Below are 26,500 nucleotides of genomic sequence, written 5' to 3' on the forward strand. Positions count from 1 at the left end.
GATTCGGGCGGGGGTGCCGGGGGCCGAATTGCCGTTCGTGGAGCTGGATTTGGCTTCGATGGAGTCGGTGCGGAAGGCCGCGGTGCGGGTGCACGACGAGTTCGAGTCGATCGATCTGCTGGTGAACAATGCGGGGACGTTCTCGCGGACGCGGAGTGTGACCGGGGACGGGTTCGAAACCGTTTTCGGCACAAACCATCTCGGGCCGTTCGCGTTCACGGGGCTGGTGCTGGATCTGCTGCGGGCCGCGCCGCGGGGGCGGGTGGTGGCGGTGACCACCGGGTTCGCCTCGAAGAAGGAGGTGGAGCTCGAGCTCGACGACCTGTTCTTCGAGCGTAGGCCGTACAAGGGATTCGGGGCGTACGGGCAGTCCAAGCTGGCGAACGCGCTGTTCGCGCTCGAGCTGCAGCGGCGGCTCAATGGGACAGGTACGGAACTGATTTCGGTGGTGGCACATCCGGGGGCCGCCGAGTCGGACTTCGCGCAGAACCTCGGTCCCGCCATCGCCTTCCTGGCGCGGCCCTCGCTGCGCTGGATGTTCCGGATGTTCATGCAGACCGTCGAGATGGGTGCGCTCCCGATGCTGCGGGCGGGCACCGATCCGGCGGTGCGCGGCGGAGACTTCTTCGGGCCCAGCGGGTTCAGCAAGGGGTATCCGGTCCCGAACGAATTCAGCGAGCAGGCGCGCGATCCCGAGCTGGCGGGGAAGCTATGGGTGGAGTCGGAGCGGCTCACCGGCGTCACCTATCGATTCGACGACTGACAGCCCCGGAAAACGAAAACGCCCCCGGCGGAAAATGCCGGGGGCGTTCACGTTTCGCGATCAGCGGCTCAGGTCCGGATCCACATCGTCGTCGCTGAGCAGTGCGCTGCCCGCGACCCGGTCGGTGGCCAGGGCGTCGAGGAAGGCGCGCGCCCACCGGTCGACGTCGTGGGTCAGCACCTGGCGGCGCAGGGAGCGCATGCGGCGGCGACGGGTGTCGCGGTCATCGTCGATGGCGCCGATCAGGGCGTCCTTGACGCTGTCGAGGTCGTGCGGGTTGCACAGGTAGGCCTGTCGCAATTCCGCTGCCGCACCGGTGAATTCGGACAGCACCAGCGCGCCGTTGAGGCCGCCCTGGCAGGCCACGTACTCCTTGGCCACCAGGTTCATGCCGTCGCGCAGCGGGGTCACCACCATGACGTCGGCGGCCACGAAGAACGAGATCAGCTCGTCACGCGGGATCGGGCGGTGCAGGTAGTGCACCACCGGGTAGCCCACCCGCGAGTACTCGCCGTTGATCCGCCCCACCTGGCGTTCGATATCGCCGCGCATCTGCTTGTAGGACTCGACCCGCTCCCGGCTCGGCGTCGCCAGCTGCACCATGACGGTGTCGGCCGGATCGACGCGGCCCTCGTGCAGCAGCTCCTCGAGCGCGGCCAGGCGGATATCGATGCCCTTGGTGTAGTCCAGGCGGTCCACACCGAGCAGGATCGTCTTCGGATTGCCAAGCTCCGCACGGATTTTCGCGGCCCGCTCCCGCACCCCGCGGCGGCGCGAGTACTCGTCCAGCTCCGTGGAGGTGATGGAGATCGGGAACGCGCCCACCCGCACGGTGCGGAAACCCACCTGCACCACACCGAGTTTCGAGCGCACGCCCACATTGCCGCGCGAAGTCGGCTGTCCGGCAAGACGTCTGGCCAGATACAGGAAGTTCTGCGCGCCGCCGGGCAGGTGGAAGCCGATCAGGTCGGCGCCCAGCAGGCCCTCGACGATCTCGGTGCGCCACGGCATCTGCATGAACAGTTCCACCGGCGGGAACGGAATGTGCAGGAAGAAGCCGATGGTCAGATCCGGGCGCAGCATGCGCAGCATCTTGGGCACCAGCTGCAGCTGGTAGTCCTGCACCCACACCGTCGCGCCCTCGGCCGCCACCTTCGCGGTGTACTCGGCGAAGCGGCGGTTCACCTGCACGTACGCCTGCCACCACTGGCGGTCGTAGACCGGCCGCACGATCACGTCGTGATACAGCGGCCACAGCGTCGCGTTGGAGAAGCCCTCGTAGTAGTCGGAGACCTCGTCACTGGTCAGCGGCACCGGATGCAACTCCAGGCCGTCCTCGACGATCGGATCCAGGTCCACGTCCGGCACACCGGCCCAGCCGACCCACGCCCCCTTGTTATTGCGCAGCACCGGCTCCAGCGCGGTCACCAGGCCGCCGGGGCTGCGCTTCCAACGGGTGGTGCCATCGGGTAGTCGCTCCAGGTCGACCGGGAGCCGGTTCGCGACGACGACAAAACCGGAACCGGAACTGTCCGGCTGCACGGTCTTATTCGCCTCGCGTCGGACCGATGCCCAGCATCGACAGCAGCATGCGGCATTCGTCCGCGTCGGTGGCGTAGGCGGCCACGACGCGCTGGGCCTGACGAGCGGTTTCGTCGGCGAGGGGTTCCAGGTCGTCGTCCGCGATGTCGTTCGCGCCGGTCTTCGCGGCCATATCGGTGTCCTCTCGGGGAAAGTCAACTCTCTGCGAGGAGTCCATCGTATCTGCCAGAAAAGTCGGGCCTGATCGCTGCGTGCATTGCGAACCCGAACCGCAATGGTGAAGGGCCGAAACGTTCCGGTCTCCGATACCTATACGGTGGACGAAAGCACGAGTCGAAACACCTGATGAAGGGGTCGCAAGCATGCCGTTGGCGACGGTGAACGGAATCTCGTTGAACTACCAGGTCAAGGGAGACCGATCCAAGGGCACCGACGTGAAGGGCTCGGCGCCGCTGGTCGTCATGATCATGGGCACCGGCAGCGGCGGCCGGGTGTGGGAACTGCACCAGGTGCCCGCGCTGGTCGCGGCCGGCTACCGGGTCTGCACCTTCGACAATCGCGGCATCGCACCGTCCTTCGAATCCCCGGACGGGATCACCATCGAGGACCTGGTGCGCGACACCGCCGCCCTCATCGAATTCCTCGGCGAGGGACCGGCCCTGGTGGTCGGCCAGTCCATGGGCTCGCGGGTGGCGCAGGAACTCGCGCTGACCCGCCCCGACCTGGTGCGCAAGGCCGTGTTCATGGCCGGACACGCCCGGCTCGACCAGTTCCAGAAGACGCTGTCGCTCGGCGAGCACGAACTCGACGCCGCGGGGACCAAGCTGCCGGCCAAGTACGAGGCCGCCTTGACCGCCGTCATGAACCTGAGCCCCGCGACCATGGCCGACCCGCACGCCGCGCGCGACTGGCTCGACCTCTTCGAATTCACCGGCGGCCCGGTCACACCCGGCATCCGGGCGCAGCGGCGCATGGACCACGACTTCGACCGCACCGCGGCCTACAAGGCCATCAGCGTGCCGTGCCTGTCGATCGGTTTCGCCGATGATCGGCTGATTCCGGCCTATCTTTCCCGCGAGGTCGCCGATATCATTCCGGGAGCCCGATACCAGGAGGTTCCCGACGCCGGGCACTTCGGCTACCTGGAGCAGCCGGAGGCCGTCAACAAGATCCTGCTCGAATTCTTCGCGGCCTGAACACTGACCGTTCAAGGAAGTGCAGGTAACCGCCCAGCGGTAACACCTGCCTTGCTAGGGTCGAATCAACGTCGGGGGCTCGTTCCATCACTGCGGTGATCGGATGATCCGTCTACGTACTCCGTACACAGCGCCAGTATCCAGTGAGGTGAAATGAGCACCAATCCCTTCGATGACGAAGACGGCCGGTTCTTCGTCCTGGTCAACGATGAGGAACAGCACTCCCTGTGGCCCGCCTTCGCCGAGGTTCCGGCGGGTTGGCGAGTCGTATTCGGCGAGGACAGCCGCGCCGCGTGCGTCGAGTATGTCGAGAAGAACTGGACGGATATGCGTCCGAAGAGCCTGCGCGACGCCATGGCGGCGGACGACGCGGCACGTCAGGCGGCTCAGTCCTGACACACTGCGGTTAGTCCGATACTGCGCGAACGGCTTCCGAACGCGGCCGGGTGACGCCACAAGCACCCACCCGGCCGTGCTCCGGTCTTCCCGCGGCATCGTTCCGACCGGGACGTCGGCTTTTCCGCGCAGCCGACGACCCCGGTTATGATGGGCACCGCATTTCCGCCTCCTTAGCTCAGTGGTAGAGCACCGCTCTTGTAAAGCGAAGGTCGTCAGTTCAATCCTGACAGGGGGCTCGTGGACGTAGGGCCGAGGGAAACCTCGGCCCTACGTCTTTTCGCGGGGTGACCGTTCCCAGGAAACTCCCAGGGAAGGGCCAGGTTGTTCGCGGGGCGGGCGCAGAATATGAGGCCATGACAGGTGTGCCCGCACAGACGCGTGAACCCGAGGCCAGGGTTTTGGTCGTCGACGATGAGCCGATGATCGTGGAGCTGCTGTCGGTGAGCCTGCGGTATCAGGGGTTCGAGGTGTCCACCGCGGCGAGCGGCACCGAGGGGCTGGACAAGGCCAAGACGTTCCGGCCGGACGCGCTGATCATCGACGTGATGATGCCGGGGATGGACGGGTTCGGACTGTTGCGGCGGCTGCGGGCCGACGGGATCGATGCGCCGGTGCTGTTCCTGACGGCCCGGGACGATGTGGACGACAAGATCACCGGATTGACCCTCGGGGCCGACGATTACGTCACCAAGCCGTTCAGCCTCGAGGAAGTGGTGGCCCGGTTACGGGTGATTCTGCGCCGGGCCGGGCGGGCCGCGCCGGAGACGAAATCCTCGCGGCTGCGCTTCGCCGATATCGAGCTCGACGACGATACGCACGAGGTGTGGAAGGCGGGGGAGCCGGTTTCATTGTCGCCCACCGAGTTCACGCTGCTGCGGTACTTCCTGGTCAACGCGGGCACGGTGCTCAGCAAGCCGCGGATTCTGGATCATGTGTGGCGCTACGACTTCGGCGGTGAGGTCGGGGTGGTCGAGACCTATGTGTCGTATCTGCGCAAGAAGGTGGACACCGGGCCGGATCGGCTCATCCACACGCTGCGCGGGGTCGGATACGTGATGCGGGAGCCGCGCGGTAAAACGGCGGCCACGTGAGCACCAGCCTGCGGGGGCGGGTCGCCGATCGGCTCGCGGCGGTGCCACTGCGCACCACGCTGGTGCTGGCCCTGGTCTCGCTGGTGGGATTCGGGCTGCTGGTCTCCGGCGTCGCGGTCACCTCGCTCATGCGGAATGTGCTGGTGGAGCGCATCGATCGGCAGCTCTACGATGCCGCGCACAGCTGGGCCGCGCCCGGCGCGCAACGACCCGAGCCGCTGCCCACCGTGCGCGGGCGGGAACGTCCGCCGCATCTGTACTGGGTGCAGGTGCAGGACCCCAACGGCCAGATCACGCTGAGGCTCACCGCGGGCGTGCAGCAGCCGGAGCTGCCAGCGGATCTGGGCACCCGGCCGCGAACCGTCGGCTCGGTCGGCGCGGCCACCGAGGAATGGCGGGTGCTGCGGACCGTCAACGAATACGGCACCAGCACCATCGCTTTGCGCATGGACGAGACCAATTCGCTGCTGGACAAGCTGATCGTGCTGCAGCTGGTGATCGGGGTGCTGGTGCTGGCCGCCCTGGCCGCGGTGGCGCGCATCGTGATCCGGCGCAGCCTGCGGCCGCTGCGGGAGGTCGAGCGCACCGCGGCCGCCATCGCGGGCGGGGATCTGCATCAGCGAGTTCCGGTGCGCGGCACCGACACCGAGGTCGATCACCTCTCGCAGTCGTTGAACACCATGCTGACCCAGATCCAGCAGGCCTTCGCCGCCACCGAGGCCTCCGAGGAGGCGGCGCGGCGCTCCGAGGCCAAGATGCGGCAGTTCGTCGCCGACGCCAGCCACGAACTGCGTACCCCGCTGACCAGTATCAAGGGCTTCTCCGAGCTGTACCGGCAGGGCGCGATCACCGATCCGGAGATGCTGATGGATCGCATCGAACGCGAATCCAAGCGAATGGGACTGCTGGTCGAGGATCTGCTCATGCTGGCCCGGCTGGATGCCCAGCGGCCGGTCGAGCGGCGGCCGGTGGATCTGCTCATGCTGGCCAGCGATGCCGTGCACAGCGCCCGCGCGCTGGCGGCGGCCGAGCGGGTGGACGGGCCCGAACGGCGGATCGATCTGGAGATCCGGCCCGGGCCCGGCACGCTCGAGATGCTCGGCGACGAGGCGCGGCTGCGGCAGGTGCTGGCCAATCTGCTCAACAACGCGCTGGTGCACACGCCCGCCGAGGCCGAGGTGACGGTGCGGCTCACGCCCGCCGAGGACGAGGTGCGCATCGAGATCGCCGACACCGGGCCGGGATTGGAGCCCGAGCAGGCCGAGCGGGTGTTCGAGCGCTTCTATCGCGCCGACGCCTCCCGCAGTCGGGTCAGCGGTGGTACGGGGCTGGGGCTTTCGATCGTGCAGGCGCTGGTCACCGCGCACGGCGGCACGGTGTCGGTGGCCAGCGCGCCGGGGGAGGGCACCACGTTCACGGTGCGGCTGCCGCGCGATTCACGCTGAGACCCGGGCCGCGCCTTGTACAGGCGCGGCCTCGGTGCTCGGCTTCGTCAGTCGGGGACGTTCGCGCCGTAACCCAGATCGCGCAGCGCCTGCTTGATCTTGGCGTGGGCCTCGTCGAGGGATTCCTTGCTGGGTTCCGGGTCCGCGCCGGTGATGTCGAAGTTGCCCAGTTCGAAGGCCGGGAACACGTGCATGTGCAGGTGCGGCACCTCGAGGCCCGCGATGAGCAGGCCCGCGCGCGGGGCATCCCACGCCGCCCGCACGGCCTTGCCGATCTTCTGGGCCACGCCATTCATGCGCGCGAAGGTGCCGGGATCGATGTCCTGCCACTGATCGATCTCCTGGCGCGGCACCACCAGCGTGTGCCCCTGCGTGACCGGGGCAATCGTCAGGAAAGCGACGAATTCCTCGTCCTCCCAGACGAACCGGCCCGGCAGCTGACCGTTGATGATTGCGGAGAAAACAGAAGCCATGCTCGGGACATTACGCGGGGAAGGTCAACCCTGCGCGAACGCACGACAGACCGCTACCTGTTGCGGCAGACCTGCCCTCTAAGCTGTTCGCCGTGCGCGTACTCGTCATCGGTTCCGGAGCCCGTGAACATGCCCTCGTCCTGGCGCTGCGGAAGGACCCGGCGGTGACCGCGGTCTACGCCGCGCCCGGGAATGCGGGGATCGCCCAGCATGCCGAGGTGCGGGCGGTGGATGCGACCTCCGGTGAGGAGGTGGCGGCGCTGGCGCAGGAGTTGAATGCCGATCTGGTCGTGGTCGGGCCCGAGGTGCCGCTGGTGCTCGGGGTGGCCGATGCGGTGCGGGCGGTCGGGATTCCGACCTTCGGGCCGTCGGCGGCGGCCGCGAGGATCGAGGGGTCGAAGGCGTTCGCCAAGGACGTCATGAATGCCGCCGGGGTGCGGACCGCGCACAGCGAGATCGTCGATCACCCGGGCGAATTGGATGCCGCGCTGGATCGTTTCGGGCCGACCTGGGTGGTCAAGGACGACGGGCTGGCCGCCGGTAAGGGCGTGGTGGTGACCGCGGACCGGTCGGTCGCCCGCGAGCACGGCGCGGAACTGCTGGAGCAGGGACATCCGGTGCTGCTGGAGTCCTTCCTCGACGGACCCGAGGTATCGCTGTTCTGCCTCGTCGACGGTGAGACCGTGGTGCCGCTGCTGCCCGCCCAGGACCACAAGCGCGTCGGCGACGGCGACACCGGGCCGAACACCGGCGGCATGGGCGCGTACACGCCGCTGCCGTGGCTGCCGGAAGAGACTTTGCGGGCCATCGTCGACGATGTCGTGAAACCCGTTGCGGCCGAGATGGTTCGCCGCGGCGTGCCGTTCAGCGGCCTGCTCTACGCCGGCCTCGCCGTCGGCCAGGCCGGACCGGCCGTGGTCGAATTCAACTGCCGCTTCGGCGATCCCGAGACCCAGGCCGTGCTGGCCATGCTGGACAGCCCGCTCGGCGAGCTGCTGTACGCCACCGCCACCGGCACCCTCGACCAGGTGGCCGCGCCGCGCTGGAAGGACGGCTCGGCCGTCACCGTGGTGCTGGCCGCCGAGAACTACCCGGCCCGCCCGCGCAGCGGCGATGTCATCACCGGCGCCGAATCCACCGGCACCGGAATCGAATCCGAGGTGCTGCACGCCGGCACCGCGCAGCGTGAGGACGGCGCGCTCGTCTCCGCCGGCGGCCGCGTGCTCGCCGTTGTCGGCCAGGGTGCGGATCTCGCCGAGGCGCGCAAGAACGCCTACGACCGCCTCGCCACCATCAAGCTGCCGGGCGGCCACTTCCGCACCGACATCGGCCTGGCCGCCGAAGAGGGACGCATCAGCATCCCGACCGCCTGACTGGCCCGCCTCCCCGGGACTTCAGCGCACGGCTGAGAGCCGTTAACTGTCGGGCACGCGTGCCGGCGGTTCGGGAGCGACGCGATTTTGGGGATACCCGGGGAGTTACCCCGGTCGGCACGAAATCAGTTGTCGCGCTGGCATTCGAATCCCCGGCGGCGGGTACCTAGCCCAGGACGATGCCGTGCTGGGCCAGCCAGGACTGGGGATCGACGTGCTGGCCGCCGATGACGATCTCGAAATGCAGGTGCGGGCCGGTGGAGTCGCCGCGGTTGCCGATGCGGGCGATCTGCAGGCCCGCCGGGACGCGCTCGCCGACCGAGACCGAGAAGTCGTACATGTGCCCGTACACCGAGATGGTGCCGTCGTCGTGGCGGATGCGCACCCACAGCCCGAAGCCCTGCGCCGGTCCCGCGTCGATCACCGTGCCCGCCGCCACCGCATAGATCGGTGAACCCAGCGGCGCGGCGATGTCGATGCCCGCGTGGAAGGTGCCCCACCGCGCCCCGAACCCGGAGGTGAACACGCCCTTCGCGGGCAGCGCGAACCCGCCGACCCCGGGAATCACGAATCCCGGCGGCAGCGAACTGTCCGGCGACGGCGTCATCCACGGCTGCGGCTGCCCGGCCACCGCCGCCGCGGCCTCCGCCTTGGCCCGCTCCAGGGTCGCCGCCGCGGCCGCCGACACCACCGCCTGCTCCCGCAGATGCTCACCCTTGTTGATGGCGTCCAGATACCGCTTCGAGGTCTCCGGTGTCGCCTGCACCTGCAGCGGGTACTGCACCGGAACCCGCAGCGCCACACCGGGACTCACCGGCGCGTCGGTCGGAATCAACCCCAGCGCCCCGTCCGCGCTCGCGAACACCAGCACCGCGACCACGCCGCCGATCAACACCCGATGCCGGATCGACCAGGCCCGCACCACCGGCCACCGCCGCCGCCACAATTCCTCGGCCTCGGCCCGCGACCGCGGCCGCTGCCGCCACAGGGCCACGGCCCGGTCCCGGGCAATGGGTGCGTTGGCTTGCAGCCGGACCACGGCCTGTACGGCGAGCGCGGCCAGGAACCGCCCGAGCCGGGTCAGCGCCCGTTCGAATCGGTTCGGTTCCGGCTTGTCGAATGCGGAGCGGATCCCCGGCGTGAAGTGGTCCCCGGCCGCGATCCCGCCGGGTTCGGGTGGGTGCGTCTCGACCTCCGGGGTGTTCCCGGTGGTTGCTGATCCCCCCTGCACAGCGCCCTCCTCAGGCATTCGCGCGACCGTTCCCGGACAGCCGGGGGAGCGGGTGCTCTACCGTCTGTCGAGTGCGTATCGAATCTCGCCGGTCGACCATTCCACCTTTCTACGTGATGGACGTCTGGAAAGCAGCAGCTGAACGGGCCAGGACACACGGCGATGTGCTGGTTCTCGCGGCCGGGCAGCCGTCCACGCCCGCGCCGGAGGCGGTGCTGCGGGCGACGAAGGCGGCGATGGACAACGAATTGCTGGGATATACCGAGACATTCGGAATCCTGGCGCTGCGCGAGGCCATCGCCGAGCACCACCGGAGTACCTACGGGGTTCAGGTCGATGCGGATGACGTCGTGGTGACCACCGGATCGTCGGGTGCGTTCACGCTGATCTTCCTGGCGGCGTTCGATCTGGGCGACACCGTGGTGGTGGCGCGGCCGGGGTATCCGGCCTACCGGAACACGCTGACGGCGCTGGGCTGCAATGTGGTCGAGCTGGATTGCGGGCCCGAGACCCGCTTCCAGCCGACCGTCGCCATGCTCGAGGCGCTGCCCGGGCCGCCCGCGGGTCTGATCGTGGCGAGTCCGGCCAATCCGACCGGGACCATGATCGCGCCGGAGGAGCTGGCCGCGCTGGCCCGCTGGTGCGATGAGCACGGGACGCTGCTCATCTCGGACGAGATCTACCACGGCATTACTTACGCAGATACCGAGCCGACTTCCTCGGCCTGGGAGACCTCGCGCGAGTCGGTGGTCATCGGCTCGGTGTCGAAATACTTCTCCATGACCGGCTGGCGGCTGGGCTGGATGCTGGTCCCGCAATCGCTGCGGCCCGCACTGCAGCGCCTGGCCTCCAATATGACTGTGTGCCCACCGGCTATCTCCCAGTTCGCGGCGGTCCATGCCTTCGGCTCGGAGGCCAAAGCCGAACTGGACGGTCATGTTCAACGCTATGCGGCAAACCGTCAGCTTCTGCTGTCCGGCCTGCCCAAGCTCGGCATCACCGATCTGGCCCCCGCCGACGGCGCGTTCTACGCCTACGCGGATATCGCGCATTTGACGGATGATTCGATGCGCTGGTGCACCGATGTGCTCGACCACACCGGCGTGGCGCTGGCGCCCGGCATCGACTTCGACACCCGCAACGGCCACCACACCGTTCGCTTCTCGTTCGCCGGAGCGAGCGCGGACATCGAAGAGGCACTCGACCGGTTGGAACGATATTTGGCCTGATCTGCCAAGCGGATTGAACGCGGTGGGCAAAATGCACACAGCATCACCGATGACTGGCACGATTGCACCGTGACCACTGCGACGACTCCGAAAGGCGAACGGCGTCGCCAAGCGTTGGTTTGTGCCGCCGCCGAGCTACTGCTCGAGGGCGGCTTCGAGGCGGTCCGGCACCGCTCGGTGGCGACCAGGGCGGATCTGCCGCTCGCGTCGACCACGTACTACTTCGAATCGCTCGAGGATCTGATCGCCCGCGCGGTCGAATTCTCCGGCAATGCCGAACTCGACGCCATGCGCCGCCGCGTCGGCGAGGTGACCCACCGCCGCCGCGGCGCCGAGGCCACCGTCGAACTGGTGCTGGATCTGTTGGTGGGGCCCGACTTTCAGAACGAGGACGCCCGCGGCCAGCTCATCGCCCGCTACGAGCGCTCGGTGGCCTCGGCCCGCCATCCCGAACTCCGCGAAGTCCAATTACGACTACGCGCCCAGCTCGACGAGCTACTCGCCGATGTCCTACGCCGCTCGGATCGGATCGTCCGCGCGGAACAGGTCCGCCGCCTCGTCGCGGTGGTCGATGGGGCGGTGGTGACCGCGCTCGGTGAACTCGACCCGCAACCGCGCCGCATGGCCCGGGGTGCGCTGCTCGAGATCATCGACATCGTCGCCCCACCGGCTTAAGCCGCAGCACACGGCCGGTAAACTGGCACAACGTGACCCTTGTGCCTAACGTCCTCGCCACCCGCTACGCCAGTCCGCAGTTGGTTCAACTGTGGTCGCCCGAGAACAAGATCGTGCTCGAGCGGCGGCTGTGGCTGGAGGTGCTGCGGGCGCAGGCCGAACTGGGGGTGGATGTTCCGGCGGGGGTCGTCGAGGACTACGAGCGGGTCATCGATCAGGTGGATCTGCGGTCGATCGCCGAGCGGGAGCGGGTCACCCGGCACGACGTGAAGGCGCGGATCGAGGAGTTCAACGCGCTCGCCGGGCACGAGCACGTGCACAAGGGGATGACCTCTCGGGACCTCACCGAGAATGTGGAGCAGCTGCAGATCCGGCTCTCGCTCGAGCATGTCTACGCGCACGGCGTCGCGATCGCCGCCCGGCTGGCCGAGCGGGCCGCGCAGTATCAGCCGACCGTGATGGCGGGGCGCTCGCACAACGTGGCGGCGCAGGCCACCACGCTCGGTAAGCGATTCGCTTCCGCCGCAGACGAATTGCTGGTCGCGCTGACCCGGCTCCGGGAGCTGATCGACCGCTACCCGCTGCGCGGCATCAAGGGCCCGATGGGCACCGCCCAGGACATGCTGGACCTGCTCGACGGCGACGCCGGCAAGCTGGCGCAGCTGGAGCAGAAGGTGGCCGGGCACCTCGGCTTCGCCAACGTCTTCACCAGCGTCGGCCAGATCTACCCGCGCTCGCTGGACCACGATGTGCTCTCCACCCTGGTGCAGGTCGGCGCGGGCCCGTCCTCGTTCGCGCACACCATTCGCCTGATGGCGGGCCACGAGCTGGTCACCGAGGGCTTCCAGCCCGGCCAGGTGGGCTCCTCGGCCATGCCGCACAAGATGAACACCCGCTCCTGCGAGCGCGTCAACGGCCTGCAGGTGGTGCTGCGCGGCTACGCCTCCATGGCGGCCGAGCTGGCCGGCGCGCAGTGGAACGAGGGCGACGTGTTCTGCTCGGTGGTGCGCCGGGTCGCGCTGCCGGACGCCTTCTTCGCCATCGACGGCATGATGGAGACCTTCCTGACCGTGCTGGCCGAATTCGGCGCGTACCCGGCCGTCATCGACCGCGAGCTCAACCGCTACCTGCCGTTCCTGGCCACCACCCGCATCCTGATGGCGGCCGTGCGCGCGGGCGTGGGCCGCGAGACCGCCCACGAGGTCATCAAGGAGCACGCGGTGGCGGTGGCGCTGGCCATGCGCGAGCAGGGCCGCGAGCCCGATCTGCTGGATCGCCTGGCCGCCGACGACCGGATGCCGCTGGACCGCGCCGCCCTCGACGCCGCGCTGGCCGACCGCTCCGCCTTCATCGGCGCGGCCGAGGCGCAGACCGCCGATGTGATCGCCCAGGTCCAGAAGCTGGTCGACGCCAACCCGGAGGCGGCGCGGTACACGCCGTCGCCGATTCTGTAGCGCCGCAAGCACTCTGAGATTCGCCCCCGGCGTCCGTACGGAGCCGGGGGCGAATGCGTTCGGGGAGAGCGGACTCCTAGGCTGCGGGGCATGAATCCTTACACGATTTTCTCCGACATCGTTGCCGGGCGGGCGCCCTCGTCCAAGGTGTACGAGGACGAGGATGTGCTGGCGTTCATGGATATTCGGCCGGTGACGCCGGGGCATGTGCTGGTGGTGCCGAAGGTGCCGGCGCGGAGTCTGGCGGAGCTGGATCCGGCATTGGGGGGCAAGCTGTTTCAGGTGGGGCAGCGGATCGCGGCGGGGCTGCGGGAGTCGGAGGTGGGCTGCGACGGGGTGAACTTCTTCCTGGCCGACGGCGTCACCGCGGGGCAGGAGGTGTTCCATGTGCATCTGCACGTGATTCCGCGCACCCCGGGGGACGGGTTCGGGCTGCGGGCGCGGCCGACCTCGCCGCAGCGGGCGGACCTGGATTACCTGGCGGGATCTATCCGTGGCGCGTTGACCCGAATCGCCTCGCATTCATAGCCGCACGGCATTACCATATCCGAACCGTCTGGTTTGCCAACGACACGCCAAAACCGCATTCCTGCGCGTCACACCTGTCACTCGAGTTACGTTTGAATGCGATTGTGGTGGGCTGATGGAGGTGGGGCGTGCGTAGAAGAGTCGTTGCCGCAGCTGTTTTGGCGATCGCTGCTGGTTTGCTGTATCCGGTGGCCGCGCCACCGGCAATCGCCGGGGCGGCCCAGGTGGTCCGCGTGGATCAGCTGAGCGCCACCCGCTCGGCGATCTTCATCGAATCCGCGGCCATGGGCCGCACCATTCAGGTCCAGGTCCTACATCCCGCGGGCGGCGGGGACCGGCCGACCTACTACCTGCTCGACGGCCTCGACCCGGGCGCGACCCAGAGCACCTGGACCAATGCCACCGATGCCGAACCCTTCTTCCAGGGCAAGAACGTCAATGTGGTGCTGCCGATCGGCGGCCAGGCCAGCTACTACACCGACTGGGCGGCCGACGATCCGCGCTTCGGCCGGTACAAGTGGGAAACCTTTCTGACACAAGAACTTCCGCCGATCATCGACGGGTATTTCGCCGGTAACGGGGTGAACGCCATCGGTGGTCTGTCGATGGGCGGCACCGCAGCCTTCGTACTGGCGGTGCGGCATCCGGAGTTGTACCGGGCGGTGGCCGGCTACAGCGCCTGCCCGGACACCACCATCGCTCAGGCCGCCATCATGTTCTCGGTGGCCAATCGCGGCGGCAATCCGCTGAACATGTGGGGCGGGCCCGGCAGCGCGGCGTGGACCGAGCACAATCCGGCGGTGCTGACCGAGGCGCTGCGCGGCAAGACGCTGTTCCTGTCCACGGGCACCGGCATTCCCGGCCCGCACGAGCTGGAGATCAAACCGCAACTGCCGGAGAACATCTTCTTCGGCGGGCCCATCGAATTCGGCGTCGACGCCTGCGTCACCGCGTTCGAGCAGCGGCTGCGTTCGATGAATATCCCGGCGCGGGTGGAGCATTCGCCGGTGGGCACGCATTCCTGGTCGTACTGGCAGGACACGCTGCACGAATCCTGGCCGACCATCGGGGGCGCGCTCGGCGCCTGAGGACCGTTCGTCGATACGGACAAAGCGGGCGGAGTCAAGCCCGCTGAACGAATTCCCGTGAGCCCGGCTCGATATGAGCCGGGCTCACGCGAATCAGGCTCCGGGCCGGTTGAATTCGCCGTCCTTGGCCCCCGCGACGAAGGCTTCCCACTCGCCGGGGGTGAAAATCAGGACGGGTCCGTCCGGATTGCGGGAATCCCGCAATCCGATGTTTCCACTGGCCAGAAAGGCGATTTCGACCCCGTCGGCATTGTCGTCGCCGCGTCGCCACACCGCGTCGGTGTCGATTGCGCGGTTTTTCGCTTCCACTGTCGGCCTCCCCTGTGCGGCACCAGCGAGTACTGGTCGGTGATGTAGATCGCACTCATAATGCCAGGGTTTGTGAGGGGTTCGGATCGGATATTCCATCTTCTGTCAGCGGAAGGAGGTATGTGGTGCGCACGCCATGGTCTGCACAGCGAGCGTGGTCATCGCAGCGGGCTTGGTCCCCGCAACGGGCGGCCCCCATCTCCGACAGCTGTGAGATGGTCCCCGAGCGCTTCACGGTGGACCTGGCTCACAGCATCTTGCGGATTCACCGAAGTTGCCCGACCGACCAGTGTGCTCGTCGCAAGGCCGCCGTCTTCTTCCTCTACGAGCAGCGCCAGCCCGCCCAGGCCCGCCAGCGCCGCGCCCGCTGAGGAGCGGACAACGGCCTACGCGCCCGCCCGCGCAGCACTCGCCACACGACGACGAGGATGCCGAGTGCCGGGCCGATGAGCAGTCCCGCCAGCAGGATCGCGAAACCGGCCGGTATGCCCAGGAACTGGACATACTCCACCCGGCGCTCCTGCTCCCGGAACGGGACGTCCGCCGCTGACCGGATGAACAGGAAGTCGGACATAGACCCTGACCTTCTGCGGATGGGCGGCCGCGCGGGACATGCGCATCGGATAGACCAGCCGGTCGGAAGCGAAGGCGAGTCGCACCGGATCCAGCGCGCCGTTCAGCGTGGCCGAGGTGGTGAGCCGCAGGGCGACGAAGGACCAGCCCTCGTCCAGATACGGCGGCATGGTCGCGAGCACCTCCTCGCGCATCTCGTATCCGTTGTGCGACAACCACTCCCGGATGCCGGTCAGATCACCGCCGGTGAAGGTGGTGGCCTCCACCGGACCCAGCCGGACCCGGTCCAGCACCGTCGGCGCGCCGCCGCCGGGCATCGCGCCCGCGCCGTCCGCCGCCGAACCCCAGCCCAGCCGGAAGTCGCCGAACCATTTCCGCACGGTCACCACCTGCGGCGCGGTGAGCCGCTCGAGCTCGGTGAAGGTGGCCGGATTCCCGGCCGTCACGGTGGCCGGGGCGGGCGTCGGCACCAGCAGCGCGGCCCCCTGCCCGGAGCTCCGCAGGTCCAACCGCATCTCGATGGTCTCGCGCTGCCCGTCCCAGGCCACCAGCGCGGTCTCGTTCGCGACCTGCCCGCTGGTCCCGGCGGGCCAGCCGGGTCCGCCGCGCCCGGACCCGCGAGTTTCCGGCTCCGCCGGGTCGTGGGTTCGCGGCGCGGGCTCGCTACTAACGTGGTGTCCATGGCTTTGGACAGTGGGAGCGCGACCTCAGTAAGCGGCGCGGTGGTGGCGCCGATCGCCAAGCGGGTGCCGAAGGAGCGCGTGCACCACGGGGATGTGTTCGTCGACGAGTACGAGTGGCTGCGGGACAAGGAGAACCCCGAGGTCATCGCGTACCTGGAGGCGGAGAACGCCTATACCGAGGCGCAGACCGCGAAGCTGGGCCCGCTGCGGGAGAAGATCTTCGAGGAGATCAAGGGCCGTACCCAGGAGACCGACCTGTCGCTGCCGACCCGGATGGGCGAGTACTGGTACTACTCGCGCACCTTCGAGGGCAAGCAGCACGGCGTGCACTGCCGCTGCCCGATCGCCGATCCCGACGACTGGACCCCGCCCAAGCTGGAGGCCGACGTCGAGATTCCGGGCGAGGAGATCGTGCTGGACTCCAACGAGCTCGCCGAGGGGCACGACTTCTTCGCGCTGGGCGCGTACTCGCTGAGCCACGCCGGGGACATGCTGGCCTACTCGGTCGACACCCTCGGCAACGAGCGCTACACGCTGCGGGTCAAGAACCTGCGCACCGGTGAGCTGCTCGCCGACGAGATCCCGGATATCGCCCCGGGCGCGACCTGGTCGCTGGACGGGACGCACCTCTTCTACCAGACCCTCGACGAGTCGTGGCGGCCCGACAGCGTGTGGCGGCACCGCCTGGGCACCGAGCGGTCGGCCGACGTGCGCGTCTTCCACGAGCCGGACGAGAGCTTCTGGGTCAGCATCGGTGCGACCCGCTCCGAGAAGTTCCTGGTCATCATGACCGGCTCCAAGATCACCAGCGAGAACTGGATCCTGGAGGCCGACAACCCGGAGGGCGAGTTCCGGGTGCTGCTGCCGCGCCGCGAGGGCATCGAGTACTCCGCCGAGCACGCCGTCATCGGCGGCGAGGACAAGCTGCTCATCCTGCACAACGATGTGGTGGACGGGGTGAAGGCGGTCAACTTCGTGCTGGCCGAGGCCCCGCTGGCCGATCCGTCGGACATGACCATCCTGATCCCGCACCGCGACGATGTGCGGCTCGAGGACATCGATGCCTTCTCCGACAAGCTGGTGCTCAGCTACCGCCGGGAGGCGCTGCCGCGAGTCGCGGTGTGGCCGTTGACTTCCGAGGGCTACGGCGAGCTGAAGGACATCGAATTCGATCTGGCGCTGTTCTCGGCCGGACTGAGCGCGAACCCCGAATGGGAGCAGCCCATGCTGCGCATGGGGCTCACCTCCTTCATCACCCCGACCCAGATCTTCGACTACGTGCCCGAGACCGGTGAGCTGCTGCTGCGCAAGGAGCAGGTGGTGCTGGGCGGCTACGACGCCGACGAGTATGTGCAGCAACGGGATTGGGCCGTGGCCGCCGACGGCACCCGGGTGCCGATCTCTTTGGTGATGCGCCGCGACGCCATCGCGGGCCCGAAGCCGTTGCTGCTCTACGGATACGGTTCCTACGAGGCCGCCATCGATCCGTACTTCTCGGTGGCGCGGCTGTCGCTGCTGGACCGCGGCATGGTGTTCGCGGTCGCGCACGTGCGCGGCGGCGGCGAGATGGGCCGCCTGTGGTACGAGCACGGCAAGACGCTCACCAAGAAGAACACCTTCACCGACTTCGTCTCCGTCGCACAGCATCTGGTGGATTCGGGCGTGACCGCGCCCGATCGCATGGTGGCCGACGGCGGCAGCGCGGGCGGCCTGCTCATGGGTGCGGTGGCCAATATGGCGCCGGGCCTGTTCGCGGGCATCCTGTCCAATGTCCCGTTCGTGGACCCGCTGACCTCCATCCTGGATCCGTCCCTGCCGCTCACCGTCACCGAGTGGGACGAGTGGGGTAATCCCTTGGAAGACAAGGAAGTCTACGACTACATGAAGTCCTACTCGCCCTACGAGAACGTGACGGCGCAGGACTACCCAGCCATGCTGGCCATCACCGGCCTCAATGACACCCGCGTGCTGTACGTCGAACCCGCCAAGTGGGTCGCCAAGCTGCGCGCCACCAAGACCGGTCACCAGCAGCTGCTGCTCAAGACCGAGATGAGCGCCGGCCACGGCGGTGTCAGCGGCCGCTATGAGAAGTGGAAGGAAGTGGCGTTCGAATTCGCCTGGGTCCTCGACACCGTCGGTCTCGGGGACCGGTAGTCATGGCCGGTCACGTGGTCGCCACGGGGGCGGGTCAGCGGATGATGGGGCGTGCGGCGGATCCGCTGCACGACTTCATCCTCGGGCTGACCGGTAAGCCGCAGCCGCGAGTGCTGTTCCTGGGCACCGCGACCGGCGACGATCCGGGCTATATCGTCAGCTTCTACGAGACCTACAACTCCGACCGGTGCCGGCCGTTCCACCTGCGGTTGTTCGACCGCAGCATCACCGATCTGCGTTCGTTCATCCTGAGCATGGACGTCGTGCACGTCGGCGGCGGCAATACCGCGAACATGCTGGACGTCTGGCGGCGGCAGGGCGTCGACGCGATCCTGCGCGAGGCGTGGGAGAACGGCGCGGTCATGACCGGCGGCAGCGCCGGGGCCATCTGCTGGTTCGAGGGCGGCACCACCGACTCCTTCGGCCCGACGCTCCAGATCCTCCCGGAGGGACTGGGATTCGTGGCGGGCAGCTGCTGCCCGCACTACGACGCGGAGGATCAGCGGCAGCCGCTGTTCCATCGCGCGATCCAAAAGGGTGAGCTGCCAGCGGGTTACGCGATTGATGATCTGGTATCGCTGCACTTCCACGGCGCCCAGCTGGTCGAGGCGGTGAGTTCGCAGGCCGACGGCAAGGCGTACCGGGTGGCGGCCGCCGGTGACGAGGTCGTCGAGACCCCGATCCCGGTCCGGCACCTGAAGGGCTGAAATACGAAGCGGCGGCGGGAATCCCGCCGCCGCTTCGTTGTATCCGAGACTGTCAGAGCCGCAGTTTCAGCCGCTCCCGCAGCTCGCTGCTCGGACCGTGCGATTTCACCTTCTCGTGATCCGGTGCGGCCCAATCGGGTTTCCGCAACCGCTCCACCACGATCGGGATCAGGCAGAAGAACACGGTGCCACCGGCGACCAGCAGAATGTAGGTCGTCGGATTGCCGATCGGCAGCTGCGAGGGCGGCACGAAGGCCGTGATCAACGCGAAAACCATGGCCAGGAAACCGATTCCGGCGAAGCCCCACATGCCCGCCTTGCCGCCGGGCACCTGGAACGGGCGCGGCAGCTCCGGCTGGGTGTAGCGCAGGCGGATGGCGGCGGCGTACATGAACAGGTAGATGATGATGTAGATGCCCACCGCCATGGCCGTGATGAGGAAGAACGCGCTGCTCACATCGGTCATGAAGAAGTACGGCGCGCACAGCACCGTCACCGCCAGACCCTGCACGATCAGGATGTTCACCTGCACGCCACGGGCATTCACCTTCTGCAGCACCGGCGGCAGCATGCCGTCGTGCGCGGTCGCGAGCACACCGCGGCTGGGGCCGGTGACCCAGGCGAGGGTGCCGGCCAGCGCGCCGTAGGCGATCATGGCCGCCAGGATGAGCACCGGCCAGCCGATGTCCATCAGGGTGCTGAATCCCGAACGCATGGCGTCGAATACGCCGGAGTTCAGGTTGATCTGGTCGTAGGGCAGGATGCCCGCGACGGCCAGCGCGCCCAGGGTGAAGATGCCCGCCGAGGTCACCGCGGCGATGGCGATGGCCACCGGGTACTCCCGGCCCGGGTTCTTCAGCTCGGTGGCGTGCACCGCCTGCGACTCGATGCCGGTGAAGTTCTCCAGGATGTTCCCGAGGAACGCCAGCGAGGACAGCCCGGCGATATAGGGCATGAAGCGCGGCGCGTCGTGGCCGTCACGGCTCACGGTCACCGCGGGATCGGTGGTGTGGTCCCAGCCGATCGAGTGGCCGCCGATCACCCACCACACGAACAGGCCCACCAGGATCAGCCCGGGAATGGCGGTGCCGAGCACGAATCCGGCCTGGGTCACCTTGGCCGCGAACTGGTTTCCCATCAGCGCCACGGCCGTGCACAGCCAGTAGGCGATGACGGAGAAGACGCCCACGTACCAATGGTTCTGCGCCAGATCGGGTTTGTCGATGGCGAAGGCGATGCCCGCCGCCGCGAAGCTCAGGCCGGTCGGATAGAACACCATGGCCTGCAGCCAGGACAGGAAGATCGCCCAGAACCCGACCTTCTTGCCGAACGCGCCGCTGATCCAGGCGTAGAGGCCGCCGGCCTGCTTGCCGTAGGCGCTGCCGAGTTCGGCCGACACCAGTCCGGCGGGAATCAGGAAGAGGATCACCGAGAACGCGATGTAGAAGAACATCGTCAGTTCTTCCTTGCCCATGGCGGGCAGTCCGCGCAGGCTGGTGACGATGGCGGCCGCGGTGGTGAAGCCGAGAGCTACGGTGCTGAGATACTTCGTGGTCCCGGCGCTTTTCGTCGAGTCGGTGGTGGAAGTGCCTGTCGCGGAAGAACTCTCGGCTGGGGTCATTTCTTTCCCGTCTTGGACTTGGCGGCCTTGGTCTTCTTGGCCGCAGTCTTGGAATCGGCTGCCTTACCGTTGGTTTCGGGCTTTCCGGTCCGGCGCACGGGCTTCGTCTTGGGCGTCGGCACCACCGCGTGGGCGTTGTGCGGGAAGCCGCCCGCCTCCTCCTGCGTGAGCGGGACCTTCATCGGGTGCTTGCAGAGCACCTTCAGGCTGCGGTCCAGATCGGCGAGCAGCAGGTCGGCCATGTCGATGGTGAAGCCGTGGCGCAGCACCGCGCGCATGATGACCTCGTCCTCGCGGTCGGCGGGCAGCGGATAGGCGGCGATCAACCAGCCTCGGGTGCGCAGCCGGTCGGACAGGTCGTAGAGGTTGAAGTCCTGGCCCTTGGCCAGTTTCCACGAGACGGCGGTGATGCCGCGGCGCGGATCGGCGTCGTGAATCATCTCGAAGCGCCCGGTCTCGGCGATGCCCTTGGCCAGATGCTGGCTGGCGACGTAGATGGCGGCCTGCACATTGTGGTAGCCGGGTCGACCGAGCCGGATGAACTCGTAGTACTGGGTGACGGCCTGCCCGCCGGGCCGCGAGAAGTTCAGGTTGAACGTCGGCATATTGCCGCCGAGGTAGTCCACATTGAAGATGAGGTCCTCGGGCAGATCCTCCTTGGTGCGCCAGATCGCCCAGCCCGCGCCGAGCGGGGCCAGGCCGGTCTTGTGGCCGGAGGCATTGATCGACTTCACGCGCGGAAGCCGGAAATCCCAGCAGATCTCGGGCGCGCAGAAGGGTGCGAGGAATGCGCCGCTGGCCCCGTCGACGTGGATCGGAATGTCCAGGCCGGTCTTGGCCTGGAGATCGTCGAGCGCCTTGCTGATGCCCTCGACGTCCTCGAACAGTCCGGTGAAGGTCTGACCGAAGGTGGGCACCACCATGATGGTGTTCTCGTCGCAGTAGGCCGCGACATCGTCGGGATGCATGGTGTAGCGCTCGCCGCGCAACGGGATCTGGCGGATCTCCACGTCGAAGTAGCGCGCGAACTTCTCCCAGCACACCTGCACCGGACCGCACACGAAGTTGGGGACGCCCTTGCCGCCCTTCTTGCGCCAGCGGAACTTCGCGGCCAGCCCGCCCAGCATGGCGGCCTCGCTGGAACCGGTGGTGGAGGTGCCGAGGGTGCGCAGCGGTTCGGGGGAGTTCCACAGGTCGGCGAGCATGTGCACGCAGCGCTGCTCGAGTTCGGCGGTCTGCGGGTACTCGTCCTTGTCGACGATGTTCTTGTCGAGGCATTCGTTCATCAGCCGCCGCGCCTGGTCGTCGACCCAGGTGGTGCAGAAGGTCGCCAGGTTCATGCGGGAGACGCCGTCGAGCATCAGCTCGTCGTGCACGATCTGGTAGGCGACCTGGGGGAAGATCTCGCGGTCCGGGAAGCCCCGGTGCGGTGCGGCGCGTTTGATGCTGGGCATCGCGAAGACGTCGTCGGGTTCCACGTCGGTCATTCGGCCTCCGATCGCAGTTCGGCAGGTGTTTGCCGAGGTGATGGTAGCCAGCTATCCACGATCGAAACTGGTTCTGCAAGCTACCGTTTCGTAATCAAGAGATAGTTGCTGAACGGTTACTATTCAGCCTTATGGACTATCAGCATGTCATAGAGCAGGTGATGTCCGCCACGAAGCCACACCTGGGGGAGGGTGCGGTCGCCGATTACATTCCCGGCCTGGCCAAGGTCGATCCCAATCAGTTCGGATTCGCGATCGCGACCGTCGACGGGCAGCTCTACACCGGCGGCGACGTGGATGTTCCCTTCGCCATCGAGAGCATCTCCAAGGCGTTCGCCCTCGCTCTGGTGCTGAGCCGCAAGGACTCCGACGTGTGGAAGCGGGTCCGGCGCGAGCCGTCCGGGCTGGCCTTCAACGACCTCATCGAATTGCAATTGGAGAACGGGATTCCGCGCAATCCGTTCATCAATGCCGGGGCCATCGTGGTCGCCGATCAACTGCTGGCCGATACCGGCGACGCCGTCAGCGCGCTGCGGGACCTGCTGCGCGCCGAGACCGGCAATCCGACGCTCGAGGTGGACAGCGTGATCGCCGAATCGGAACTGCGCACCGGCGATCGCAACCGCGCCATCTCGTATCTCATGTCGAGTTTCGGGAACATGCGCAACAGCGTGGATCTCGCGCTGGACCACTACTTCCGGCAGTGCTCGTTCAATATCACCTGCGCCGAACTGGCCAGGGCGGGTCTGCTCATCGCCCGGCACGGACTGCGTGCCGACGGCAGCCGCCTGCTCGCCCGCGAGGACGCGCGCCACATCACCGCGCTGATGACCATGTGCGGAACCTATGACGGCGCAGGCGAATACGCGTATCGCGTCGGCCTGCCCACCAAGTCCGGGGTGGGCGGCGGACTGCTGGCCGTCGTGCCCGACAAATGCTCGGTGGCGGCATGGGGGCCCGGGCTCGACGCCAAGGGCAATTCGGCCGCGGGCGGTTTCGCGCTCGAGGCCTTCGCGCGGGCTGGCAAGTTCTCGGTCTTCTGAGCGAAAGGGATTCGGTGATGACCGGCACGGTGACCAAGGCGGCCACGGCCACCAAATACATGTCGTGGGTGACGCTGGCGCTCATGACCACCAGTTCGGTGGCCAGCCTGCGGGCCGCGCCGACCATGGCGGTCTACGGCCTGGCCTGCGTGTTCCTCTATCTGCTGCCCGCGCTGCTGTTCCTGCTGCCGACCGCGTTCGTGGCCGCCGAGCTGGCCTCGGGCTGGACCGGCGGCGTGTACAAGTGGGTGGGCGAGGGGCTGTCGCAGCCGATGGGCTTCCTGGCGGTGTGGTGCCAGTTCGCCATGACCATCTTCTACTACCCGAGCCTATTGGCCTATGTGGCAAGCACTTTCGCCTACATCATCAATCCGTCGCTGGCCGCCAACGGCGTGTACGTGGCCATCGTCATCATCACCATCTACTGGGTGGCGGTGTTCGTGTCCTCGCAGGGCACCAAAACCGTTGCGGGACTGTCGAGTATGGGGTTGATCATCGGAACCCTGATTCCGGGCGCGCTGCTGGTGGTGCTCGGGTTCGTGTTCCTGGCCCAGGGCAATCCGTCGGCCGCTCCGATGGATGCCGATCACCTGTTCCCGGCCTGGACCGGCCTGGCCAGCCTGGTGCTGATCGTCAACAACTTCCTGTCCTATGCGGGCATGGAGATGAACGCCGTGCACGTGTCCTCGCTGAAGGATCCGGGCAAGGAGTACCCGAAGGCCATGGCGCTGGCGGTCGGGCTGGTGCTGGCCATCTTCATCATTCCGGCCGTGGTGATCTCGTGGGTGGTGCCGTCGAAGAACCTGAGCCTCACCGCCGGTGTCATGCAGGCCTTCGACGGGTTCTTCAACCATTTCGACATCGGCTTCCTGACCCCCGTGCTGGGCATCATGCTGGTGGCCGCCGCGTTGGGCGGCATGCTCACCTGGCTGGCCGGGCCGTCCAAGGGGCTGCTGCTGATCGGGCGCAAGGAAGGCTATCTGCCGCCCATCCTCACCCGCGTGAACAAGCATGGCGTGCAACAGAACATGCTGGTCGCGCAGGGCGTCGTGACCACGCTGCTGGCGCTGCTCTACGCGTTCATCCCGGACGTCTCGAGCGCCTACTGGATCCTGTCGGTGATCACCACGCAGGTGTATCTGATCATGTACGTGCTCATGTTCCTGGCCGCGGTCCGCCTGCGCCGCAACGAGCCCGACCATCCGCGCGGCTACAAGGCGCCGGCGCTGGTCGCGCTGTGCGGGCTCGGCACCGCGGCCTCGATCGCGGCCTTCCTCATCGGCTTCGTCCCGCCCTCGCAGTACGGCAGCGGCAATGCCTGGAGCTATGTGCTGCTCATCGGCGCCGGCATGGGCATCGTCGGGCTGCTGATCCCGTATCTGTTCCTCCGATTCCGCAAGCCCGGCTGGAAGATCGACACTCCGCAGGAGGCGCTGGCATGAGCGACGGACTCGACTTCGGCGGCGCGCCCGAGCGGCAGCGCCGGCTGGTGTACCTCTCGGTGGCGGTGGTGCTGGTGGCGCTCGCCGTCGCCGGGGCCATCATCTTCAACCGCGAGCACTCCAGCGATGAGGCGCTGCGCAAGGCGGAGGTGCTGCAATCGCGTTTGGTGGCAGCCGGTTTCGACGCACCCGAGCCGCAGGTGATCGCCGATTCGCTGGGTGAGGACGGCGGGCTGGTGTGCTCGGATCCCTCGAACCCGCTCATCAAGGCCCGCTACGAGGCCGCCATCAGCAATGGCGCGAGCGGACCGGGCAACCGGCCGGTCATCGCCGACACCGATGTCTTCACCGCCACCTCGCTGGCCATCGAAACCTATTGCCCGGACAAGCTCGCCGCCTACTTGGAAACCACGGGTCATTTGAAGAAAGCTGACACCGTGAAACCCGATACCGCCAAGTGATCAGGAGAATCACATGACCACAACCGCAGGGGCGCGCGAGGATTCGAAGGTGGCCGCCCTGCGCGCCGCCGTCAAGGAACTCATGCCGCGCGCGAAAAGCGATCTGGAGCAGCTCGTTTCGTTCAAGTCGGTGTACGACGCCCGGCAGTTCCCGATCGAGGAGTGCGAGAAGACCGCGCGGTGGGTGGCCGACGCGTTCCAGGCCGAGGGGCTCACCGACGTCGGACTGCACAAGACGCCCGACGGCAGTAATGCGGTGGTGGCGCGCAGCAAGACCCCGGCCGGGAAGCCGACGGTCATGCTGTACTGCCACTACGACGTGCAGCCGCCGCTCGATGACGCCGCCTGGAAGACACCGGTCTGGCAGCTCACCGAGAAGGACGGCCGCTGGTACGGGCGCGGCGCGGCCGACTGCAAGGGCAATATCGTCATGCACCTGACCGCGCTGCGGGCGCTGCGCAAGGTGTACGGCGACGAATTCCCGGTCGGGCTGGTGCTGGTGTCGGAGGGCTCCGAGGAACAGGGCACCGGCGGGCTCGAGGAATTCGTGCCCGGCAATGCGGACCTGCTGCGCGCCGACACCCTGTTGATCTGCGACTGCGGCAATTTCGCGGTCGGCGTCCCCACCTTCACCCAGACCCTGCGCGGCAATGTGAATGTGGTCGTCACCGTCGAAACCCTCGCCGGGCCCATGCATTCCGGCATGTTCGGCGGTCCCGCCCCCGACGCCCTGGCCGCCATGATCCACCTGCTCGGCACGCTGCGCGACGCCGACGGCAACACCACCGTGGACGGCCTGCGCAACGATCAGGTGTGGGACGGCCACGAGTACCCCGTCGACCAATTCCGTTCCGACGCGGGTGTTCTCGACGGCGTCGACCTGGTCGGCAGCGGCAAGGTGGCCGACATGCTCTGGGCCCGACCGGCTCTCACCGTCCTGGGCATGGACGTCCCCGCCGTGGTCGGCTCCTCGGCGGCCATCCAGCCCAAGACCCGCGCCCGCCTCAACCTGCGCATCCCGCCCGGCACCAAGCCGGACGAGGCCCTGAAAGCCCTGACGGCACATCTGAAGTCGCACACCCCCTGGAACGCGAAGGTGACCATCGAGACCGAGGCCACCGGCTCCCCGTTCGTCGGCAGCACCGACGGCCCGGCCCGAACCGCCATGGCCCAGGCCATGGAGGCCGCCTACGGCCGCCCCGCCACCACCGAGGGCCAGGGCGGCTCCATCCCTCTCTGCAACGTCTTCGCCGACACCTACCCGAACGCGGAGATCATGCTCATGGGCGTCGAGGAACCCAAATGCCTCATCCACGCCCCCAACGAGAGCGTCGACCCCACCGAGATCGAGAACATGGCCCTCGCCGAGGCGCTCTTCCTGGCTTCGTATCGAAGCTGACGACCACATCACGATCCGGCCAATCATCGACCCGGCGGCAATTGAAGAGCTATCGTTCCGGATGGTTCCCCTTTGCTCGCGCCGCCGGGCGGTGCCTCGTCCTGCCCGGCGGTGCGGCGTCAATCCTGTCCGTT

The 26,500-nt window shown here is 67.7% G+C and carries 25 protein-coding genes, 1 tRNA gene and 1 pseudogene; 19 read left to right on the forward strand and 8 right to left on the reverse strand.

The window, feature by feature from the left end; all coding sequences use genetic code 11:
• Positions 1 to 763, forward strand: a 763-nt coding sequence (locus tag ACAM49_RS03810; RefSeq protein WP_369634053.1) for an SDR family NAD(P)-dependent oxidoreductase, incomplete at its 5' end; no start/stop codon positions are given.
• Positions 764 to 823: 60 nt separating this feature from the next.
• Here the strand turns inward: ACAM49_RS03810 and ACAM49_RS03815 are convergent.
• Both ACAM49_RS03815 and ACAM49_RS03820 read right to left on the reverse strand, forming a co-directional pair.
• Positions 824 to 2,305: a trehalose-6-phosphate synthase gene (locus ACAM49_RS03815; protein ID WP_369634054.1), complete on the reverse strand. Its 1,482-nt coding sequence runs from the start codon at positions 2,303 to 2,305 to the stop codon at positions 824 to 826.
• Between the two features lie 4 nt (positions 2,306 to 2,309).
• A complete protein-coding gene (locus tag ACAM49_RS03820) occupies positions 2,310 to 2,477 on the reverse strand; it encodes a hypothetical protein (protein ID WP_162958162.1) in 168 nt (55 codons plus the stop codon).
• Between the two features lie 190 nt (positions 2,478 to 2,667).
• On the opposite strand from ACAM49_RS03820, the gene ACAM49_RS03825 reads away from it, so the two are divergent.
• From ACAM49_RS03825 to ACAM49_RS03845, 5 genes are all read left to right on the forward strand, one after another.
• The gene (locus ACAM49_RS03825; protein ID WP_369634055.1) at positions 2,668 to 3,501 is read left to right on the forward strand and encodes an alpha/beta fold hydrolase; all 834 of its coding nucleotides are present in this window, start codon (positions 2,668 to 2,670) and stop codon (positions 3,499 to 3,501) included.
• A gap of 153 nt (positions 3,502 to 3,654) precedes the next feature.
• Positions 3,655 to 3,897 (forward strand): MbtH family protein, encoded by a 243-nt coding sequence (locus ACAM49_RS03830; protein WP_019931522.1) that lies wholly within the window; start codon positions 3,655 to 3,657, stop codon positions 3,895 to 3,897.
• Between the two features lie 167 nt (positions 3,898 to 4,064).
• Positions 4,065 to 4,136, forward strand: a tRNA-Thr gene (locus ACAM49_RS03835).
• A gap of 117 nt (positions 4,137 to 4,253) precedes the next feature.
• Positions 4,254 to 4,991 (forward strand): response regulator transcription factor, encoded by a 738-nt coding sequence (locus ACAM49_RS03840; RefSeq protein WP_369634056.1) that lies wholly within the window; start codon positions 4,254 to 4,256, stop codon positions 4,989 to 4,991.
• On the forward strand, positions 4,988 to 6,436 hold the full coding sequence (locus ACAM49_RS03845; protein ID WP_369634057.1) for a sensor histidine kinase: 1,449 nt from the start codon (positions 4,988 to 4,990) through the stop codon (positions 6,434 to 6,436). The genes ACAM49_RS03840 and ACAM49_RS03845 overlap by 4 nt, the downstream gene beginning before the upstream one ends.
• Before the next feature lie 47 nt (positions 6,437 to 6,483).
• Here ACAM49_RS03845 and ACAM49_RS03850 read toward each other — a convergent pair whose 3' ends face one another.
• Complete coding sequence (locus ACAM49_RS03850; protein ID WP_040803202.1) at positions 6,484 to 6,909, reverse strand: HIT family protein; 426 nt, start codon at positions 6,907 to 6,909, stop codon at positions 6,484 to 6,486.
• A gap of 92 nt (positions 6,910 to 7,001) precedes the next feature.
• Between ACAM49_RS03850 and purD the strand changes: the two genes are divergently transcribed.
• Positions 7,002 to 8,282: a phosphoribosylamine--glycine ligase gene (gene purD / locus ACAM49_RS03855; RefSeq protein ID WP_369634058.1), complete on the forward strand. Its 1,281-nt coding sequence runs from the start codon at positions 7,002 to 7,004 to the stop codon at positions 8,280 to 8,282.
• A 166-nt stretch (positions 8,283 to 8,448) separates the two neighbouring features.
• Here purD and ACAM49_RS03860 read toward each other — a convergent pair whose 3' ends face one another.
• Positions 8,449 to 9,513: a M23 family metallopeptidase gene (locus tag ACAM49_RS03860; RefSeq protein WP_369634059.1), complete on the reverse strand. Its 1,065-nt coding sequence runs from the start codon at positions 9,511 to 9,513 to the stop codon at positions 8,449 to 8,451.
• Between the two features lie 71 nt (positions 9,514 to 9,584).
• Between ACAM49_RS03860 and ACAM49_RS03865 the strand changes: the two genes are divergently transcribed.
• The 5 genes from ACAM49_RS03865 (at position 9,585) to ACAM49_RS03885 (ending at position 14,487) form a co-directional block, all read left to right on the forward strand.
• Positions 9,585 to 10,742 (forward strand): pyridoxal phosphate-dependent aminotransferase, encoded by a 1,158-nt coding sequence (locus ACAM49_RS03865; protein ID WP_369634060.1) that lies wholly within the window; start codon positions 9,585 to 9,587, stop codon positions 10,740 to 10,742.
• Between the two features lie 69 nt (positions 10,743 to 10,811).
• Complete coding sequence (locus ACAM49_RS03870; protein WP_369634061.1) at positions 10,812 to 11,417, forward strand: TetR/AcrR family transcriptional regulator; 606 nt, start codon at positions 10,812 to 10,814, stop codon at positions 11,415 to 11,417.
• A gap of 32 nt (positions 11,418 to 11,449) precedes the next feature.
• Entirely contained in the window at positions 11,450 to 12,871 is a 1,422-nt protein-coding gene (gene purB / locus ACAM49_RS03875; RefSeq protein WP_369634062.1) for an adenylosuccinate lyase, read from the forward strand.
• A gap of 90 nt (positions 12,872 to 12,961) precedes the next feature.
• Positions 12,962 to 13,399, forward strand: coding sequence for an HIT family protein (locus ACAM49_RS03880; RefSeq protein ID WP_369634063.1), 438 nt, complete (start codon positions 12,962 to 12,964; stop codon positions 13,397 to 13,399).
• A gap of 128 nt (positions 13,400 to 13,527) precedes the next feature.
• Positions 13,528 to 14,487, forward strand: a complete 960-nt coding sequence (locus tag ACAM49_RS03885; protein ID WP_369634064.1) for an alpha/beta hydrolase — start codon at positions 13,528 to 13,530, stop codon at positions 14,485 to 14,487.
• Positions 14,488 to 14,580: 93 nt separating this feature from the next.
• On the opposite strand, the gene ACAM49_RS03890 is transcribed toward ACAM49_RS03885, so the two are convergent.
• Positions 14,581 to 14,796 (reverse strand): DUF397 domain-containing protein, encoded by a 216-nt coding sequence (locus tag ACAM49_RS03890; RefSeq protein ID WP_040803226.1) that lies wholly within the window; start codon positions 14,794 to 14,796, stop codon positions 14,581 to 14,583.
• A gap of 215 nt (positions 14,797 to 15,011) precedes the next feature.
• Between ACAM49_RS03890 and ACAM49_RS03895 the strand changes: the two genes are divergently transcribed.
• Positions 15,012 to 15,167, forward strand: a complete 156-nt coding sequence (locus ACAM49_RS03895) for a hypothetical protein (RefSeq protein WP_369634065.1) — start codon at positions 15,012 to 15,014, stop codon at positions 15,165 to 15,167.
• A 15-nt stretch (positions 15,168 to 15,182) separates the two neighbouring features.
• On the opposite strand, the pseudogene ACAM49_RS03900 reads toward ACAM49_RS03895, so the two are convergent.
• Positions 15,183 to 15,941: pseudogene (locus tag ACAM49_RS03900) on the reverse strand (DUF2330 domain-containing protein); the annotation flags it as partial.
• 108 nt (positions 15,942 to 16,049) lie between these two features.
• Here ACAM49_RS03900 and ACAM49_RS03905 point away from each other — a divergent pair.
• A complete protein-coding gene (locus tag ACAM49_RS03905) occupies positions 16,050 to 18,206 on the forward strand; it encodes a S9 family peptidase (RefSeq protein ID WP_369634066.1) in 2,157 nt (718 codons plus the stop codon).
• Positions 18,207 to 18,208: 2 nt separating this feature from the next.
• Positions 18,209 to 18,913, forward strand: coding sequence for a Type 1 glutamine amidotransferase-like domain-containing protein (locus ACAM49_RS03910; RefSeq protein WP_369634067.1), 705 nt, complete (start codon positions 18,209 to 18,211; stop codon positions 18,911 to 18,913).
• A gap of 52 nt (positions 18,914 to 18,965) precedes the next feature.
• On the opposite strand, the gene ACAM49_RS03915 is transcribed toward ACAM49_RS03910, so the two are convergent.
• Positions 18,966 to 20,534 (reverse strand): amino acid permease, encoded by a 1,569-nt coding sequence (locus ACAM49_RS03915; RefSeq protein WP_369634068.1) that lies wholly within the window; start codon positions 20,532 to 20,534, stop codon positions 18,966 to 18,968.
• Positions 20,531 to 22,021: a glutamate decarboxylase gene (locus ACAM49_RS03920; protein ID WP_369634069.1), complete on the reverse strand. Its 1,491-nt coding sequence runs from the start codon at positions 22,019 to 22,021 to the stop codon at positions 20,531 to 20,533. Before ACAM49_RS03920 ends, ACAM49_RS03915 begins: the two co-directional genes overlap by 4 nt.
• 131 nt (positions 22,022 to 22,152) lie before the next feature.
• On the opposite strand from ACAM49_RS03920, the gene ACAM49_RS03925 reads away from it, so the two are divergent.
• Genes ACAM49_RS03925 through ACAM49_RS03940 form a run of 4 tightly spaced genes read left to right on the forward strand, consistent with a single transcriptional unit; the run spans position 22,153 to position 26,366 of the window.
• A complete protein-coding gene (locus tag ACAM49_RS03925; protein WP_369634070.1) occupies positions 22,153 to 23,064 on the forward strand; it encodes a glutaminase in 912 nt (303 codons plus the stop codon).
• 17 nt (positions 23,065 to 23,081) lie between these two features.
• Positions 23,082 to 24,506: an APC family permease gene (locus ACAM49_RS03930; protein WP_369634071.1), complete on the forward strand. Its 1,425-nt coding sequence runs from the start codon at positions 23,082 to 23,084 to the stop codon at positions 24,504 to 24,506.
• Positions 24,503 to 24,967: a hypothetical protein gene (locus ACAM49_RS03935; RefSeq protein ID WP_369634072.1), complete on the forward strand. Its 465-nt coding sequence runs from the start codon at positions 24,503 to 24,505 to the stop codon at positions 24,965 to 24,967. The genes ACAM49_RS03930 and ACAM49_RS03935 overlap by 4 nt, the downstream gene beginning before the upstream one ends.
• A 13-nt stretch (positions 24,968 to 24,980) precedes the next feature.
• Positions 24,981 to 26,366, forward strand: a complete 1,386-nt coding sequence (locus ACAM49_RS03940) for a dipeptidase (RefSeq protein WP_369634073.1) — start codon at positions 24,981 to 24,983, stop codon at positions 26,364 to 26,366.
• The last annotated feature ends 134 nt before the right edge of the window (positions 26,367 to 26,500 follow it).

Source organism: Nocardia sp. JMUB6875, from assembly GCF_041154655.1.
GTDB lineage: Bacteria > Actinomycetota > Actinomycetes > Mycobacteriales > Mycobacteriaceae > Nocardia.

Coding starts and splice junctions, on each gene's coding strand:
- ACAM49_RS03820 (WP_162958162.1), bottom strand. CDS start 2,477: ATGGCCGCGAAGACCGGCGCGAACGACATCGCGGACGACGACCTGGAA.
- ACAM49_RS03825 (WP_369634055.1), top strand. CDS start 2,668: ATGCCGTTGGCGACGGTGAACGGAATCTCGTTGAACTACCAGGTCAAG.
- ACAM49_RS03830 (WP_019931522.1), top strand. CDS start 3,655: ATGAGCACCAATCCCTTCGATGACGAAGACGGCCGGTTCTTCGTCCTG.
- ACAM49_RS03840 (WP_369634056.1), top strand. CDS start 4,254: ATGACAGGTGTGCCCGCACAGACGCGTGAACCCGAGGCCAGGGTTTTG.
- ACAM49_RS03850 (WP_040803202.1), bottom strand. CDS start 6,909: ATGGCTTCTGTTTTCTCCGCAATCATCAACGGTCAGCTGCCGGGCCGG.
- ACAM49_RS03880 (WP_369634063.1), top strand. CDS start 12,962: ATGAATCCTTACACGATTTTCTCCGACATCGTTGCCGGGCGGGCGCCC.
- ACAM49_RS03895 (WP_369634065.1), top strand. CDS start 15,012: ATGGTCCCCGAGCGCTTCACGGTGGACCTGGCTCACAGCATCTTGCGG.
- ACAM49_RS03905 (WP_369634066.1), top strand. CDS start 16,050: ATGGCTTTGGACAGTGGGAGCGCGACCTCAGTAAGCGGCGCGGTGGTG.
- ACAM49_RS03910 (WP_369634067.1), top strand. CDS start 18,209: ATGGCCGGTCACGTGGTCGCCACGGGGGCGGGTCAGCGGATGATGGGG.
- ACAM49_RS03915 (WP_369634068.1), bottom strand. CDS start 20,534: ATGACCCCAGCCGAGAGTTCTTCCGCGACAGGCACTTCCACCACCGAC.
- ACAM49_RS03920 (WP_369634069.1), bottom strand. CDS start 22,021: ATGACCGACGTGGAACCCGACGACGTCTTCGCGATGCCCAGCATCAAA.
- ACAM49_RS03925 (WP_369634070.1), top strand. CDS start 22,153: ATGGACTATCAGCATGTCATAGAGCAGGTGATGTCCGCCACGAAGCCA.
- ACAM49_RS03930 (WP_369634071.1), top strand. CDS start 23,082: ATGACCGGCACGGTGACCAAGGCGGCCACGGCCACCAAATACATGTCG.
- ACAM49_RS03935 (WP_369634072.1), top strand. CDS start 24,503: ATGAGCGACGGACTCGACTTCGGCGGCGCGCCCGAGCGGCAGCGCCGG.
- ACAM49_RS03940 (WP_369634073.1), top strand. CDS start 24,981: ATGACCACAACCGCAGGGGCGCGCGAGGATTCGAAGGTGGCCGCCCTG.